General features: G+C 52.2%; 9 protein-coding genes. 4 read left to right on the top strand and 5 right to left on the bottom strand.

The window, feature by feature from the left end; translation table 11 throughout:
• Positions 1-20: 20 nt before the first annotated feature.
• The 3 genes from QU597_RS09340 (at position 21) to QU597_RS09350 (ending at position 4,816) form a co-directional block, all read left to right on the top strand.
• Positions 21-2,075: a methyl-accepting chemotaxis protein gene (locus tag QU597_RS09340; protein WP_310832390.1), complete on the top strand. Its 2,055-nt coding sequence runs from the start codon at positions 21-23 to the stop codon at positions 2,073-2,075.
• Between the two features lie 198 nt (positions 2,076-2,273).
• The gene (locus QU597_RS09345) at positions 2,274-3,200 is read left to right on the top strand and encodes an AraC family transcriptional regulator (RefSeq protein ID WP_310832391.1); all 927 of its coding nucleotides are present in this window, start codon (positions 2,274-2,276) and stop codon (positions 3,198-3,200) included.
• Positions 3,201-3,310: 110 nt separating this feature from the next.
• Positions 3,311-4,816: an alpha-glucosidase/alpha-galactosidase gene (locus QU597_RS09350; RefSeq protein WP_310832392.1), complete on the top strand. Its 1,506-nt coding sequence runs from the start codon at positions 3,311-3,313 to the stop codon at positions 4,814-4,816.
• 79 nt (positions 4,817-4,895) lie between these two features.
• Here the strand turns inward: QU597_RS09350 and QU597_RS09355 are convergent, their stop codons facing one another.
• Both QU597_RS09355 and QU597_RS09360 read right to left on the bottom strand, forming a co-directional pair.
• A complete protein-coding gene (locus QU597_RS09355) occupies positions 4,896-5,462 on the bottom strand; it encodes a DUF2812 domain-containing protein (protein WP_310832394.1) in 567 nt (188 codons plus the stop codon).
• Positions 5,459-5,788: a PadR family transcriptional regulator gene (locus QU597_RS09360; protein ID WP_310832395.1), complete on the bottom strand. Its 330-nt coding sequence runs from the start codon at positions 5,786-5,788 to the stop codon at positions 5,459-5,461. The genes QU597_RS09355 and QU597_RS09360 overlap by 4 nt, the downstream gene beginning before the upstream one ends.
• A 182-nt stretch (positions 5,789-5,970) precedes the next feature.
• On the opposite strand from QU597_RS09360, the gene QU597_RS09365 reads away from it, so the two are divergent.
• Positions 5,971-7,119: a stalk domain-containing protein gene (locus QU597_RS09365; protein WP_310832396.1), complete on the top strand. Its 1,149-nt coding sequence runs from the start codon at positions 5,971-5,973 to the stop codon at positions 7,117-7,119.
• Positions 7,120-7,209: 90 nt separating this feature from the next.
• Here the strand turns inward: QU597_RS09365 and yhbH are convergent, their stop codons facing one another.
• From yhbH to QU597_RS09380, 3 genes are all read right to left on the bottom strand, one after another.
• Positions 7,210-8,370, bottom strand: coding sequence for a sporulation protein YhbH (gene yhbH / locus QU597_RS09370; protein ID WP_310833267.1), 1,161 nt, complete (start codon positions 8,368-8,370; stop codon positions 7,210-7,212).
• A gap of 111 nt (positions 8,371-8,481) precedes the next feature.
• Positions 8,482-10,167 carry a DUF11 domain-containing protein gene (locus tag QU597_RS09375; protein WP_310832397.1) on the bottom strand — a complete coding sequence of 562 codons (1,686 nt, stop codon included), beginning with the start codon at positions 10,165-10,167 and terminating at the stop codon, positions 8,482-8,484.
• On the bottom strand, positions 10,164-16,742 hold the full coding sequence (locus QU597_RS09380; protein ID WP_310832398.1) for a CLIPPER-2 domain-containing protein: 6,579 nt from the start codon (positions 16,740-16,742) through the stop codon (positions 10,164-10,166). Before QU597_RS09380 ends, QU597_RS09375 begins: the two co-directional genes overlap by 4 nt.
• Between the last annotated feature and the right edge of the window lie 188 nt (positions 16,743-16,930).

Genomic DNA, 16,930 nt, shown 5'->3' on the forward strand with positions numbered 1-16,930 from the left:
ATTTTGTGGGGAGAGAAATTATGAAACGGCAGCGAAGCTTGCACTTGCAATCGGTTGGCGTCAAATTGTTCATTATCCTGTTCAGCACCATTCTGTTGTTGTCGTCCGTGCTTGGATTGACCTCCTATTACGCTGCAAAAGGCATCATCACTGATGAGGTTGCGGCCGCCTCATCCCAAGCGATCGTCCAGGCTGCCGATAAGTTAGACTTCCTCTTCGATGAATATGAGGCGCTCTCAAGACAATTCGCCGTAGATGCTGTATTGAAGGCCGACCTGGAGGCTGTAAATAATCCCGCTACCGGAACAGTGGCCAAGGTTGGGGCAGAAGACCGGATCCGCCGCAAGCTTGATGGAGTCAAAGGCTCCGATGAGCGACTGATGGCCATCCGGCTCGTATCCCGCAGTCTTGTTGATGTCGAATCTTACAAATCATCGGGCATTTCGGCGATCCGCAGCGATGAGGGGGTAGTTGCAAGACTCAAGGAGCTGGACGATGCCAAAGGAAATCCCGTATGGTTCCCGGTTCGGGCCAAAGGGTTCTTCGATTCTTACAGCGAGTCTTCGATGACGATGGGCCGGCTGCTGCGCAATATCCAGAACCCTGATGCAGAATATTATATGCTGATTGAGATTAAGGGCAGCGCCTTAACAGATGTTTTGTCCAACCTGCATATCGGGGAGAAGGGAGAAATCCGTATTCTTGACCCGGCGGGGAACATTGTCTACGGTACGGATAATGAATTGCTTGGGAAATCATCATACATAAAAGTCGGTGCCGGACAGGCAGCGGGTGAGGAGCATTCCTTCACAGCAGGTAATGAGCAGGGCGCATCCCAACTGGTTGTATACCAGCCGCTGGCAACGGCGGACTGGACGATTCTTGGTTATGCGCCGGTCAGTGATTTCACCAAATCAGCAGACAGGCTGCTCTACATTACATTATCCGTTGTGCTGGCGGCAGCCTTAATTGCACTGCTGATTGGTTATATACTGGTTCGCCTGATCGGCCGTCCGCTTGGCAAACTTGCCAGTCTGATGGAAGAAGGCGAACGGGGCAATCTGCAGGTGCGGACGAATTTTAAAGGCCAGGATGAAATCGGCCGGGTCGGGCACAGCTTCAATAGAATGATGGAGCAGATTTCTCTGCTCGCTGGTCAAAGCGGATTGTCGGCGACGGAAGTGCTGGCAACTTCGGAGCAGCTGGTCAAAGCTTCCGGTGCTACCTCAACCCATGCCAGAGAGGTGGCCGCAGCAACGGGTGAGATTGCTGATGGGGCAGCGAGTCTGGCGGCTGAAGCGGAGAGCAGCAACCGCAATGTGGAGCTGATGGGCGGCAAAATGAACGAGGTGGCTAAGATTAACTCGATCATGGATAACTCGGCGGAGCGGGTGATAGCGGTAAGTGACCAGGGTACGGAACTGATGAAAAAACTTGTCACGCAAAGTGAATCTACAATGCGGATGATGGAGCTGATTCAGGAGAACTCTGCGATGCTCCAGGAGAGCACGCATTTGATCCGCAGCATTCTCAGCCCGATGATAGCAGTCAACAAGCAGACCAATATTCTTGCGCTGAATGCTTCTATTGAAGCCGTCCGTGCCGGGGCGGCCGGGAGAGGGTTCATCGTTATTGCCGATGAGATCAGGGGACTGGCTAACCAGTCCAACGAGTCTATTCAATCCGTTTCCAGGATTACAGAAGAAATCAGCCGCCATATCGATAATACAGTCAAGGTTGTGAGTGAGGCAGGCCCGCTGTTCCGCGAGCAGATTACGTCCGTACGGGAATCTTCAGTAATTTTTGAAAGTGTACGTGGTGAGATGGAAGAGTTCCTTGGGCTGATCAGCCAATCCTCCGTTTCTGTCTCTGAGCTGAACGAGTTCCAGCGCCAGCTTGGTGAATCCATGGCCAGTGTGATTTCGGTGGTGCAGCAGACAAGCGCGTCCACACAGGAGGTGGCTTCGATGTCTTCGCAGCAGTTCATTGTCAGCGAGGAGCTCGTGGCCCTCTCGGCAAAGCTGGAAGAGCTGTCTGAGAATTTGCAGCAATCGCTTGTTTCTTTTCAGGGATAAACTGCTAGCGTAGTGATGGCGGTATCCGCTCATTACAAATGACAGTTAATTAAGCCTCTGCGTACCGTAATTCATTTTACGGAAGCGCAGAGGTTTTGTTTGTCTGCCGGAACGCTTCTTGTCGGGAAACACATCACAGGATACACTAGTCCTATTCAAGCTGGAACGGTGTATTACCAAGTGAAGGGAGTGAAGGGAGTGCCGGAGCTTAATGGAAGCCTCTTTCAGCAGCAACTGCTGGAGGGAGAGTACAGTCCGCATTTTTTTGCCTACTATTATAAACAATGGAATCACTACACCATGCCGTATCATCAGCATAACTCAACGGAAATCATGTATGTCATCTCAGGAAGCTGTTCGGTGGATGTGCGCAGCTGCTCCGGAAGTGAGGAGCGGTTCATCCTGAAACGCAGTGAGCTGATTATGCTCGATGCCAATGTTCCGCATAGGCTGATTGTTGATGAGGACAATGCCTGCCGGATGCTGAATGTGGAATTCGGCTTCGCGGACTATGCAGGTGTGGCACCCTCGCTAAGCAGGCTCGCCAAGGAGGAAGAGTCTCTTGCAGAACTGCTCCGGAACCCCTTCACAAGCCTTGTTCTGGCTGATCCGGAGGAAGTCTTTCATGTGCTCAAAGCACTGGTGCTGGAGTTGGATCAGCACGGCAAGGACGGGGGCAGTATGGTCCGGCTGTTGTTTGCTGAGCTGTTGCTGCGCCTCTCCAGGCTGCGCCGGGAACGGCTGCTTGCCAGCCAGCAGCCTTCACAGCTCTATGTGCGGAGAGCCATTGAATTCCTGCATCAGAACTATGACCGCAGCATCCAGGTCAAGGAGGTCGCGGCAGCCGTAAATGTGCATCCCGGATATCTGCACCGGATTTTCAAGAAACAGACAGGCCGTACCCTGACCGATTACTTGAATTTGCTGAGGATGGAGAAGGCCAAGATGCTGCTAGCACAAAGTGAAATACCGGTTGCGGAAATTGCCGATTATGTCGGCATTAGCAGCAGGCAGTATTTTCATCTTCTGTTCAAAAAGTACAGCAGCATGACTCCAGTCGAATACCGTAATTCCATCGAGCGCTACTCCTGGAGCGACATCACCCGCTTTTCAGATGAAAAGTGAGGATTGTTGACAGCCAGTCCGGAAATTGGTCATGATATTGGTTACGCTTCCCTCCGCCTCCTTGCTACAATGGACAGGAATAACCAATCCACTTACGGAGGCTGATAGCCATGTCTTTTAAAGTCACATTCATCGGGGCGGGGAGCATCGGGTTTACCCGCGGACTCCTGCGCGACCTGCTGACAGTACCGGAATTCCGCGATATTGAAGTATCCTTCATGGATATTAACAGCCATAATCTGCAGATGGTCACCGAGCTGTGCCAGCGGGATATCAGAGAGAATGGACTGTCTATACAGATCAAAACAACCACGGACCGCAAAGAAGCGCTGAGGGATGCCAAGTACGTATTTTGCACAATCCGTATGGGCGGGCTGGAGGCTTTTGCAACGGATGTGGATATTCCGCTGAAGTATGGGGTGGATCAATGCGTAGGGGATACGCTGTGTGCGGGCGGCATTATGTACGGGCAGCGGGGGATCGCCGAGATGCTGGGAATTTGCCGGGATATCCGGGAGGTCGCTCTTCCAGATGTCCTCCTGCTGAATTACTCGAACCCGATGGCGATGCTGACCTGGGCCTGCAATAAATACGGCGGGGTCCGGACGATCGGCTTATGCCATGGTGTGCAGCACGGTCATCATCAGATTGCTGAAGTCTACGGGCTGGAGAAGTCTGAGGTGGATATTATCTGCGCCGGGATCAATCACCAGACCTGGTACATCTCTGCGAAGCATCAGGGTAAGGACCTGACGGCAGGTCTGCTTGCGGCATTTGAGCAGCATCCGGAATTCAGCCGTACCGAAAAAGTGCGGATTGATATGCTGCGCCGGTTCGGGTACTACAGTACGGAATCGAACGGACATTTAAGCGAATATGTACCCTGGTACCGCAAGCGCAGTGCTGAAATTATGGATTGGATTGACCTGGGAAGCTGGATTAACGGAGAAACAGGCGGCTACCTGCGGGTGTGTACGGAAGGGCGGAACTGGTTCGAGACTGATTTTCCAAACTGGATGAAAGAGCCGGCACTGGAGTACACAGCAGAGAACCGCGGGGAAGAGCATGGCTCATATATTATTGAAGGACTTGAGACAGGCCGCGTCTACCGGGGGCATTTCAACGTCGTGAATCATGGCGTGATTTCCAATCTGCCGGAGGATGCGGTGATCGAAGCACCGGGCTATGTGGACCATAACGGCATCTCCATGCCGCTGGTCGGTGAACTTCCGCTCGGACCGGCTGCAGTATGCAATGTCAGCATATCTGTACAGCGGCTCGCAGTCGAAGCCGCCGTGCATGGTGATGATCAGCTGCTGCGGCAGGCATTCATGATGGATCCGCTGGTCGGCGCGGTCTGTAGTCCGCCGGAAATCTGGCAGATGGTGGATGAGATGCTTGTCGCTGGAGAGCAGTGGCTGCCGCAGTATACAGATGCTATTACCGAAGCCAAAGAGCGGCTGGCATCAGGCAACCTGATTCCTACCCGGACAGATAACGAAGGGGCGGCCAGGCTAAAGGTGAAGTCCGTGGAAGAAATGCAGCTCGACCGCGATGCCGCGAATAAAAACGCGAGTGAATCCGATAAGGGCAAGGACCGGGAAAAGGTACATTAGTATATAGAATGGGACAGGACGGAGAATCTGCTTCCGGCCTGCCAGGCAACAATGTATGAGCGGCGGCTAATCCGGAAGCTTACTCCCGGATTAGCTTGTCGCTCTGCAATTTGTTGATTTTTTGGCGCACTGGCAGACTGCAGAGAAGGAAGACCGCACCCAGAACGATAAGCAGAAGACCCGTGACAAGATTAATATTGGAGATAATGCTAATGTTGTTCAGAGCCACCAGCCCTACATTCATGAAGCCGAGGATAAATTCCATCAAAGCGAGGGAGATCCACAGGCGGTGGATACGTCTATAATGCTTTATTTTGGATTCAGTATCCGAATAAATTATAAAGGGACCTTCGGATGCTCTTCTTCTAAAAATGACCCACTTGTTGTAAGAAACTTGTCCTTTGTTCATTGGCACGCGCTCTACTCCGGCTTCCTCCATAAACTGTAGGTATTCTACAGATTTAGCCCCTTTTATCCCATCCTCAAGCAGCTCGATCCGATAAATATATTCACCTTTGCCGCTTTCTTCGAATACATAACGGGCCCATGAATATTCGGTAAGCGCGAGTCCTTTAGCCGCCATGTCATTCAGCCATTGTTCTTCCTTCTCAAAGTTAAAGAATAATTTGCGCACCGTATGACTCATTCCGATTCGCCTCCCAGTAGCTTTCTTCCGTTGGACAGCAGTTCATCCAGCCTCGTTATTTCACTCTGCACGGCGAGGATGCCTTCAGGCGTAATTTTGTATTCTTTCTTGCGGGAATCCTGAATGCCCTGAAGAGGCTCAATCCAGCCACGCTCTACCAGTGTGCCTAGTGCACCGTAAAGTGTTCCTGCCCCAAGATCAACGCGCTGATTGCTCAGAAGCTTGACGTTCTGCATAATTCCATAACCGTGCATCGGGGTGAACAGGGACAACAGAATGTAGTAGACCCCTTCGGTCAATGCTCCGTAATCTTTGTTTTCCGGCAACCTGTTTCACCACTTTCTATTTGTATCGATTGGCGGTATATCGTCTGTCGATATAAATACTATATCGTTAACCGATATAAATTGTCAATGGGCTCACGTAACAAAGACAGACTAAGGAAATGTATGGAACTTGTCGAAATATAGATTAAGGAAAAATCATTATTTACTGGGGGGAATAATTTTTGAGTATCAGAGTTAATGTGAAAAGTATTACAATCCTTCTGCTAGTCAGCTTAATCGCAATCATGGCCTGGAATCCGGCAGGTGTATCAGCGAAGGCTGCTGCCGCGAAGACGATCCGTGTATACGTGCAGGACAAGGAAATCCACCCGCGGACAGCTCCTGTAATTCAGGGAGGCAAGCTGTATGTTGAGTTCCGGAGCGTCGTGCAGGCCCTGGGCTTCAGCTTTAAATATGACGCTGTCAAAAAGGTCATAACAGCAGGCTCGGAGGATGCTTCGTTCAGAATTGATCTGAAAGCTAAAAAGGCCTATGTAAATGAATTTCCTTACAGCGAGACAGGGACCCCGGTGTTCATCGGCTCCGGTGCGGACATCATGGTCCTTGCATCAATATTTCAAAGTACCTGGTATATCATTACCGACTATGACCAGAAACAAAAAACGTTGCGGATTTATGAAGATTTGCAGGGAAAGCCCAAAAAATCGGACCTGAAAACAATCCGGGCGCTGCTGGAAGCCCATTATCAAACCTCCGGCGGTCTGGCGACAATCCAAAGTCTCAACCTGGAAGCCTGGGGTACGTATACAACATTCTCTGCAGATATTTTGGTCCGGAAAAGCGGTGGACAGCTGTTGGACCGGATCGAGCATGCAAGCATCAAGATGGAGCATCAAGCGGATAAAAGCTGGACTATTCACAATATAACTTCGGATACGGAATATCTGGATTATACTTCGCTGGCTCAAAAAGAAATCAGTGTGCCTGATGCCGACAAAACGGCGATCAATTCCCTGCTTGCTGCTGATTTTAAAGCGAGAAATGAAGAGAACATAGATGCCCTGCTGGCGCTACAAAACCCTGCCGGGCAGATGTTCACCGACTATCCCGATTTGGAATTGGTGCGGGAGTATCTGAAATTCGAGTATAAGAAGCAGCAAATGGAGTATACGAAAGAAACAGCGGTCATTGTCGCTTATAACCAAAATAGAGCCACGGTCTATTCTGTCTACAACTTAAGTGATAAAGCCCAGCCAGAACTGCCTAAACTCAGACTCTACGTTCTTGTATCCGTGGTGAAATCTGCGGACGGTGTCTGGTATATGAATCCTGATGAGGATATCACTCTGGATTCCGAAATTGTAAAGTAAAAGGGCAGAATTTACGCTGAATTCAAAGATCCCCCTTATCCGTTTTACCGGAAAGGGGGATCTTTGGTATGCATGAAATCTATCAGATTCTTACTTCACTGCTTCTCTTTTACCGAAAAAGCTCTTGAGCGCCTGGTAGACTTCTTTTTTGTCCTTGATGACGTAATGCATGAACTGCTCCTGCTTCAGATGGCGGTAGGCGGACATCAGTGTACTGCTGCGGTTGTACTGGTTTACTTCACCGTAGCCGAACATGTTACTCCGCTTCAGCAGCTCTCCGATCAGCTTGACGCAGCGTTCATTATCCGAGGTGAGGTTATCGCCATCAGAGAAATGGAACGGATAGATGTTGTATTTGGCCGGCGGGTAACGGCTGTCGATAATCTCAAGCGCCTTCTGATAGGCTGATGAGCAGATGGTGCCGCCGCTTTCGCCGCGGGTGAAGAAATCATGCTCGCTGACTTCCTTGGCTTCCGTATGATGGGCCAGAAAGACAATTTCAACCTTCTCGTACTGGCGGCGCAGGAAACGTGTCATCCAGAAGAAGAAGCTGCGGGCGCAGTATTTTTCAAAAGTCCCCATACTGCCTGACGTATCCATCATTGCAATAATAACTGCATTAGAATGTGGGACCGTAATATCATCCCACGTTTTGTAGCGCAAATCGTCGGGGCTGATGCTGTGAATGCCGGGCTTACCGTTACTGGCATTGCGCCGCAGATTCTCCAGCAGAGTGCGTTTCTTGTCGATGTTCGACATCATGCCCTTCTTGCGGATATCGTTGAAGACGATCGATTTGACCTCAATCTCTTCCTTATCCTTCGGTGCCAGATGCGGCAGCTCCAGGTCCTGAAACAGAATGTCCTCGAGATCTTCCAGATTGACTTCCGCTTCGATAGTATCCTGTCCGGGCTGATCACCGGCTTTATCCCCTTTGCCCGGCTGGGCGGACTGCGAATCGCGGCCGAGCACATCACCGACCTGGCTGTCTCCGTCCCCTTGCCCCACATGCTTCTGCTTGCGGAAATTATAGATGATCCGGTATTCGTCCAGGCTGCGGATGGGCACCTTTACGATTTGTTTGCCGTCCGACATAATTATGTTCTCTTCGGTCACAAGGTCAGGCAGATTATCCTTAATGGCTTCCCTGACCTTCTGCTGATGACGCTCCTGATCCTGATGGCCTTTGCGGTGAAGGGACCAGTCTTCTTTTGACACGACAAATGCATATGGACCGGGTGACTCTGGCAGGATGACCACCTCCCATGGAATATAAATCGGTAGGGCATTGGCTTGAAGCTAAAGGATGTGCTGTAACTAAAGTATATTCATGGGGATGGGGGATATGTGAACGTACTGTCTTTATTCACTGATCTCTTCAATAATCAGGCGATAGCTGTTGGACCTTGCTTCTCCTGAATATCTGCGGCCCTCAATAGTATAAACATATAGTGCTGCCGAATTGCCGGCGAGCACATTGCCCATGTAATCGATATTGATTTTGACTCTATAGATCAGATGGACCGTCTGTCCCGGCTCCAGAACACCCAGTGGAACGGTTCCACTAAATGGGGTGTCAGGCATAGGAATCGCGCTGATTGTTACGATATCGGGATCTATTATGGTGCCTAACGGCACGATCCGGATAACGGTTACGTCTGCCGGATAATTGCCGCTGTTGGTAACATGTATTTTGAACTCGGCAATACTGCCGGGTTCCACAATCGGCGGCTCGCCTGTCATGTGGATGGAGATGATAGGCGCGAAGAGCAGGGTAGTGACGGTATTCGATCGGGCATTCTGCCGGACGTTCCGCCCGTCAGGCAGGGTAAACGTGTACTGCACGCTCCCCTGATTCTGTACTGCGGGCAGCTGGCGGATGTCGGTGGCTGCAGGGACGGACACGAGAAACTCCACCACGATTGTAACCCCGGCCCGTAAGGTGCCCAGCGGAATGCCTTCACCCGGCCGGACACCCTTCTGAAGCACTCCGTCCAGCTGTATGGTATCCCAGATATACAGTGTACCGGCCGGAAGCGCATCTGCAAGCACAGCATCAACCGCCAGATTTCCGCTGTTATGGATAGTGTATTTATACCGGAGAATGTCACCCGGAGTAGCGCTGTTCAAATCGACCTTTAGACTGGCAGTGATGCCCGCCTGCACGATAGTGACGGATACAGCGTTGCTCTCCGTATTCTCGGAATGGTCATTGACAGTGTAGGAGACAAGAGCGCGGGTAATTAGCGCTGAACCCGGAGATACGCTGGTGATCCGCACCCGGAAAGAGATTTCTGCAGCAGCCCCAGCCCGTAAACTGCCCGGCCGGATTCCGGCAGCAGGATCTGCTTCGGGAGAGTATACACCGCCTGCGATGATACTTCCGGGAATAAATGCTGTCCCTTCCGGAACAGGAATGACTGCAGAAATGCCTCCCAGTGCCTGTGTCCCCCCGTTCCTCAGCAGCAGAGTATAGGTAACGGCATCCCCGATGAAGGAAGTCGGAGTGCTTGCTGTCAGCAGTGTAGAGAGCTGGAAGGATAGCAGGGAAACCCTCACTGTGTTGGAGCGGATTTCACCCTGTACGGACCGGCCGCGCGGTGTGGAGAATGAATATCTTCCCGTCGCGGCATTCCGGAGCTCCATAGCTTCAGGCAGCGAAACAACGATGACCTGAAAGGCGACCGTGACCTGGCTTTGAGGTGAAACTGTGCCAAACGGAATCCCGTCAGCAGGTGTTACACCAGGTAAGGGTACTCCGTCTCTTAATACACTGTTGGCAATAAACGACACACCTTCGGGAAGGGCGTCCACAGCCGTAAGCAGTGCCGGGATATTGCCGTTGTTTCTGGCCGCGATCGTATAAACCAGTGTTTCACCGAGTGAGACACTGGTTTTATCTGCGATTTTGGACAGGGAGAGAATAGGACCTACAACCTGGGTATTAACGGTATTGGAGAACGTAATTCCGTCAACGCCCGCCGCTGAACTGAACAGCACCATCGATTGATTCGTCACGACAGGTTGCAGATTCGGGCCGGGTGTCATATGGCAGTTACCTGTACCTGGAAGGTTACAGTTGTGGATGCACCGGCAGCAATTGTGCCGATCACGATGCCTGATCCAGGGTTAGCAGCAGGACGGGTAACACCGTCGACGGTTACACTGCCGGTAACGAACTGGCTGCCAGCAGGAATCGGGTCAACCAGAACAACATTATTAACAGCAACAATTCCGTTATTGGTTACCACTATTGTATAAGTAATTATATCGCCGACTACGGCATCAATGGCCGGTGTGCTCTTAACCGCTGTAACATCCGGCGAAGATACCGGGATAATCAGCACATTCGAGCGCGAGGAACCGGTGAGCAGGCGTCCGTCCGGCGGACTGAAGGTGAAGCTGGCCTCTGCCTGGTTAACAAGCTGCTGCGGCGAAGGCAGGGAAGCTACAGTTACTTGCAGTGTAACGGTTACCGTGACGGTTGCTCCTGCTGCAACGGTTCCTGCGTTGATTCCGGCTGTCGGATCGGCACCCGGCTGAGGTACACCATTTACAAGTACACTGTTCGGAATAAATACGGCACCCGGCGGAATAGCATCAGTTAGTATTACGTCCGCCGGTAAATTGCCCGTATTGGTCACGTTCAAGAAATAGGTAACGGTATCGCCAACGGTTGCATTGGCTGTATCAGCACTCTTTACCACACTGATAATCGGCTGATAGACAGGTATGATCAGATTGTTGGAATAGGAAGCGCCGGTGAATGCACCGGAGGTGAAGCCGACCGAAGCCTGATTATTGAGGTTTGCCGGACTAGGCAGTGCATTGACTACCGTGTTAAAGGTGACCGTAACCGAAGCTCCAGGTGCAATTGTACCAAGGGAGATACCATTAGCCGGATTCGCCCCTGGTACCGGAGTGCCGTCAACGACTACGCTTCCTGGGACGAAGGAAGAGCCGGCAGGAATCGGATCACTGAGCACAACATTATTAACTGGTGCAATCCCGCTGTTGGCAACGACAATAGTGTAGCCGACGGTGTCGCCGACAACGGCATCGGTTACAGCAGAGCTCTTGACAATCAGTACGTTAGGTGATGACACAGAGATCTGGTTAATATTCGACACGGCTGACTGGTTGAACGTCCGGCCATCAGGCAGAATATAGGCCAGGGAGACCGTTGCCTGATTGCTTAACTGCTGGCTTAACGGCAGCGTAGCAATCAGGACGGAGAATGTGACCTGCAGGGTTGAACCAGCAGCAATCGTTCCAAGCGGAACGCCGGTAGACGGGTCGCTTCCCGGAACCGGCAGGCCACCCACGAGCACACTGTTGGCTATAAGTGAAGTGCCGGCAGGAATCGTATCGGTTAAGGTACCTGTTGCCGGGTAATTGCCCGTGTTGCTGACAGTTACTGTATAGGTAATCGTATCTCCGACCGTCGCATTTGTGGAGCTGGAGGTTTTGACTGCTGCAACAATGGGCTGATAGACAGGGGTGGAGACTATATTGGAGAAGGCTACATTCGAAACGGACCCGGATGTAAAGCTGACTGAGGACTGGTTGTTCAGAAGTCCGGAGGCCGGCAGTGACGTTACAGTGACTGTAAATGAGACTGTGACAGACGCTCCAGGAGCGATGCTGCCAATGTTTACACCCGTGGCAGGTGAAGTACCCGTACGCGGTACACCATCGACCAGCACACTGCCGGCAACAAATGTGGTTCCTGCTGGCAGCGCATCGGTGAAGACGACATTTCCCACGGCGGCGATCCCGTTATTTGTCAGAACTACCGTATAGGTGATGGAGTCCCCGACAGTTGTAGCTGTGGTAGTTGTGCTTTTCACAACTCCAAGATTCGGGTTGGAAACCGGAATAGTGTACGTGTTCGACAGCACAGAACCGCTTAGAGTCCGTCCGTCCGGCAGGGTGAAGGAGGAGGTCACAGTTCCTTGATTGACCAGGAGCTGCGGCGAAGGCAGTGAAGTAATGTCTACCGAAAACTGCACCAGTACGGTGCCGCCGGCAGGAATGGAGCCTGCGGCGATACCGGTGGACGGGTCAGCCTGCGGCAGAGGCAGACCGCCTACCAGTACGCTGTTCGGCACAAAGGTAGTGCCTGCCGGAATATTATCCGTAACTGTCAGATTAGCCGCATAATTGCCTGTGTTGGTAACATTGAGGGAGTAGGTAACCGTATCGCCGACTGTTGCATTGGAAGTGTTAGCACTCTTGCCCACAGCAATGCTCGGCTGGAAGACCGGGACGGATACAGGATTGGAGAAGGTGGATCCCGAAAAAACACCAGATGTATACGTAACAGTCGCCTGATTATTAATCAAGGCATTGGCTGGAACCGCAGTAACCGAAACGCTGTAAGTAACCAAGGATGAAGCACCGGGGGCCAGAGTCCCGACGGAAACCCCCGAGGCCGGATTAGCATTCGGAAAAGACACGCCATTAACAGACACACTGCCCGGGACAAATACCGTTCCGGCAGGTATAGGGTCGGTAAGCTGCACATTATTAACCGGATCGATCCCGTTGTTGGTGATGCTGACAGAATAGGAAATCGTGTCTCCTAGTGCGACGGAAGTAGAAGCAGTACTTTTCACTACCTCAAGATTAGGGGCTGAAACTGCAATCGTAACCGTATTGGAAGCTGCGGTGCCGGTGAGCAGGCGGCCGTCTGGCGGTGTAAAGGTGTAGGTGGAATTCGCCTGGTTGACAAGCTGCTGCGGAGACGGCAGGGAGACGATAAACAGGGTAAAGCTGACGGAAACGCTCACGCCGGGAGCAACGGTGCCTACAGCAATTCCGGTATCCGGGGCTGATCCCGGCTGCGGGAAGCCGCCGACGATAACGCTGTTGGGGTCAAAGGTAGTCCCTGCCGGAATGTTGTCGGTTAAGGTTACATTTGCTGCCAGATTGCCGGTATTGCTGACAACGATCGTGTAAATGATCGTATCCCCGACCGTAGCGTTAAGGTCGTTGGCGCTTTTCACCAATGAAATCTGCGGCTCGATTACCGGTGTTGTGGTGACATTGGAAGTCGATGAACCGGAAAATACACCGGAGGTAAAGCTTACGGTTGACTGGTTATTAATTTGAGAAGGAATCGGCATTGTTACCCTCACCTCGAATGTTACGGCAACTGTTGCCCCTGGGGCCAGACTGCCGATTGGAATGCCGGCGGACGGAACTGATAGCGGCTGGGAGACACCGCCCACAATTACGGTTCCGGGAATGAAAGCCACATTCTCAGGCAGAGGATCGCTGAGAATGATGTTGCGGACCACAGCAATACTGTTGTTCGTCAGCAGTGAGGTGAACGTTAGAATGTCGCCGGTTACGGCATCGCTGGCGTTCACACTCTTCACGACAGTGACATTCGGTGCAGACACGGGAACAGATAATGTATTCGATACAGCGTTTCCTCCGAGCTGCCGCCCGTCCGGCAAGGTGAAGCTGTAGGAGGCTGCCGCGGAATTCAGCAGCAGCTGGTTCGGGGGCAGTGCAGTAACAGTGACCAGAAAGCTTACCGTGACGCTGTCGCCCGGGGCAAGCGGGCCTACAGGCACTCCTGTTACAAGGTCGTAACCCGGCAGGGGAGTTCCTCCGATAATTACACTGTTCGTTTCAAATGTTGCCTGCGGCGGCAGGCTGTCGGTCAGATTCAGTGTGGCGGCAATATTGCCGGTATTTCTGGCCAGAATCGAAAAAGACAGAGAGCTGCCTGCTGAGACCTGTGCGGCATTTGCACTTTTGACTAGGCTGATCACCGGGGTAAAGACCGGTGTGTTTATGGTGTTGGACAGTGCTGTACCACTGAACGCGCCGGCGGTAAAAGAGGCGTTTGCCCGATTACTCAGACGTGCAGAATTCGGCACTGAAATAGCATTGACCTGGAACCTCACGACAACAGTTGCGCCGGCTGCAATAGTGCCCAGGGCAATACCGGCGCCAGGATTAGCTGAAGGAACAGCAGTGCCGTTAACTGTAACGGTGCCGGCTACGAACGCGCCTCCTTCCGGAATCGGATCGGATACAACCACATTATTAACTGGCACGCCGCTGGGGTTAGAGACGGATACGGTGTAGGTAATGTATTCTCCGACAGCGATGGCTGCAAGGTTTGCACTTTTCAGCAGAGTAATGTTAGGTGCGGATACTGGAAGGCTGACGGTGTTGGATACACTGGATCCAGCCAGTGAGCGTCCGCTTGGAAGCTGATAAGTATAACTGCTGCTGCCCTGATCGGTTAATACCGCAGGTGAAGGCAGGGACTCTACAGACGTCAAGAATGTCACTGTAAAGGTTGTGCCTGGAGCTATCGATCCCAGCGCGATGCCGCTAAGCGGCGATTCCCCCGGCCGGACGACTCCGTTCACTGTTACACTGCCGGAGATAAACGCTGAGCCGGACGGAATATTATCGCTCAAAGTGACGACAGCTGCTATATTGCCGGAATTCTGTACCTGCAGCGTGTACAGCACATTGCCGCTGACGGTGGCGCTGGCAGGACTTGCGCTTTTGAGTATTCCGATCACGGGCTGAAACACAGGGGTTGCTACAATATTAGACTGTGTTATGGCCGTGAAAGCCCCTGAACTGTAGGATGCCGACGACCGGTTGGAGAGCTGGGAACCCGCCGGTACCGAGCTAACGGTCACCTGAAATGTGACGGTTACACTGGCTCCTGCAGCAATCGTTCCAATAGAAATTCCGGTCGCCGGATCAGCGGTTGGCCGGGATGTACCCGCTACGATGACACTCCCGGCTACAAAAGTGCTGCCGGAGGGAATGGGATCGGACAAGATAACATTTGTGACTGCAGCTACACCGTTGTTGCTGATGACGGAGGTGTACAGCAGTGTATCGCCTACAGCAACGTCTGGGAAGCTGGCGGTTTTGAGTACAGTTACGTTAGGAAGTGTAACGGGAATGGTCAGCGTATTCGAAGCCGCTGAACCGGAGACGGTACGGCCGTCAGGAACCAGAAAGGTATATGCGGCGGTTGCCTGATCTACGAGCTGCGGCGGAGACGGCAAACTGTTGACCACCACCCGGAATTGCACTGTGGAGCTTCCTCCGGCGGGTATCATGCCAATCGCGATTCCGGTGGCGGGGTTGCCGGCAACAGGTGTACCATTTACGGTAAAGCTGCCCGGGACATAAGAGCTGCCTGCCGGGATGTTGTCCGTCAGCGTAGTTGCTGCTCCGATATTGCCGGTGTTGGCAATCTGCAGCGTATAAGTTATTTGATCGCCGACGGTAGCATTGCTGGTATTGGCGCTTTTAACAATGCCCAGGACCGGGGAGTATACCGGCAATGAATTCGTATTGGAAGGGATAACCCCGGAGACAATGGGCCCGCCGGCCACGCTTTGAAACGTAAAAGCGGCATTGGCTGTATTGGGAATAAACTGCGGGTTAGGCAGTGAAGTGACCCTTGCTTGGTATGTAACGGTCACAGAGGTACCAAAAGCCAAAGAGCCTAGAGGGATGCCTGCTGAAATATCGTAAGTAGGTCTGGATACTCCGGCGACGAAGACCCTTCCGGCCACAAAGGTTAAGCCTGCCGGAAGGGTGTCCGACAAAACGACACTCGCGGCGCTGGCAGTACCTGTATTGCTTACAGTTACAGTGTAAGTTACCGTATCGCCGATGATGGTGCCTGACAAATTAGAACTTTTGGTGAGATTGATTTTAGGTGCATTGATATCAATCTGCAGTGCATTCCCGTTAACTACATAGGCATCTCCTGACGTAGTTAAGGTGAGCAGAGCTGAAGACTGATTGTTAACCAGTCTGGCCGAAACGTCGATATTCGTAATGTCCCAGCCCTGACGTCCGCCGCTAATGTTGCTGCCCGGGCTGCCGTTGGTCTGATTGCGGGTGCCGAACGTTCCGGTAGTATTCAGCGAACCGGTATCATTATTGATCTGTGAAGCAAAAAAATTGTTGGCAAAGTTGTTTGGCCCGGACAGAGCTGCCTGCGTGGCCGAGGTAGGACCAAACAGCGCCTGGTCGCCTGAACGGTTGGCATCTCCTTCCTGTGCGCTGAACAAAATCCGGCCGCCGAGCGCCCCGGTGACAGGTGTGGCAAACCCTGTAATGGTGGTGACGACAGGCGCAGACGATGACTGTACGAGCACCGCCCCTGCACGCAGTGACATATTGCGGAAGGGCAGCGAGGGATTCTGATAAATGACGCCAAGCGTCCAACCGGCATGGTTGGCTGTCGAATCATTATTAATAACAATAGTGCCGACTACACCGCCGGTGATGTAAGTCCCGGCTCCGCCGGTCTGGATGATGCTGGTTACATTGGCTGAACGGACATAAGCAGAGGCACCGTTTCCGAGATCAACCGTGTTGCTGGTGGCTGCATCCGGCGAGATACTGACAGTTGCTCCTGCCGGTGTAGTCAGCGAAACCGGATTGTTGATGAAACCGGTTAAATTAACATTGCCGTTGATATAGGAACCGCCCCAGATCAATTCTGCATAAAGCACAGTGCTTCCGGCAGGAATCGTTAGGATGGCAGCTGAGCTGTTACTTTGGTAGAGATTTGTGGTGCCTGCGGGATAAGAACCGAAAGTAGAGGCTGTATTCACAGTACTGAAGGCTCCTATACTGTCCTGTGTGCCGGGGACCCCCGCTGAATCGGAACGGCTTAGGCCAAGCGTATTGCCTGTAAAAGTAATAGCACCTGTTGCATTAATCGTAGCCCGGACGACTAGAGGAATAATTTTCACCTCCTTTTTTTCAATACTGTTTATAACGAAAAAAGCAGACCGTCACC

Origin of the sequence: Paenibacillus pedocola (assembly GCF_031599675.1) — a bacterium.
In the GTDB taxonomy this organism is placed as follows: domain Bacteria; phylum Bacillota; class Bacilli; order Paenibacillales; family Paenibacillaceae; genus Paenibacillus_AQ; species Paenibacillus_AQ pedocola.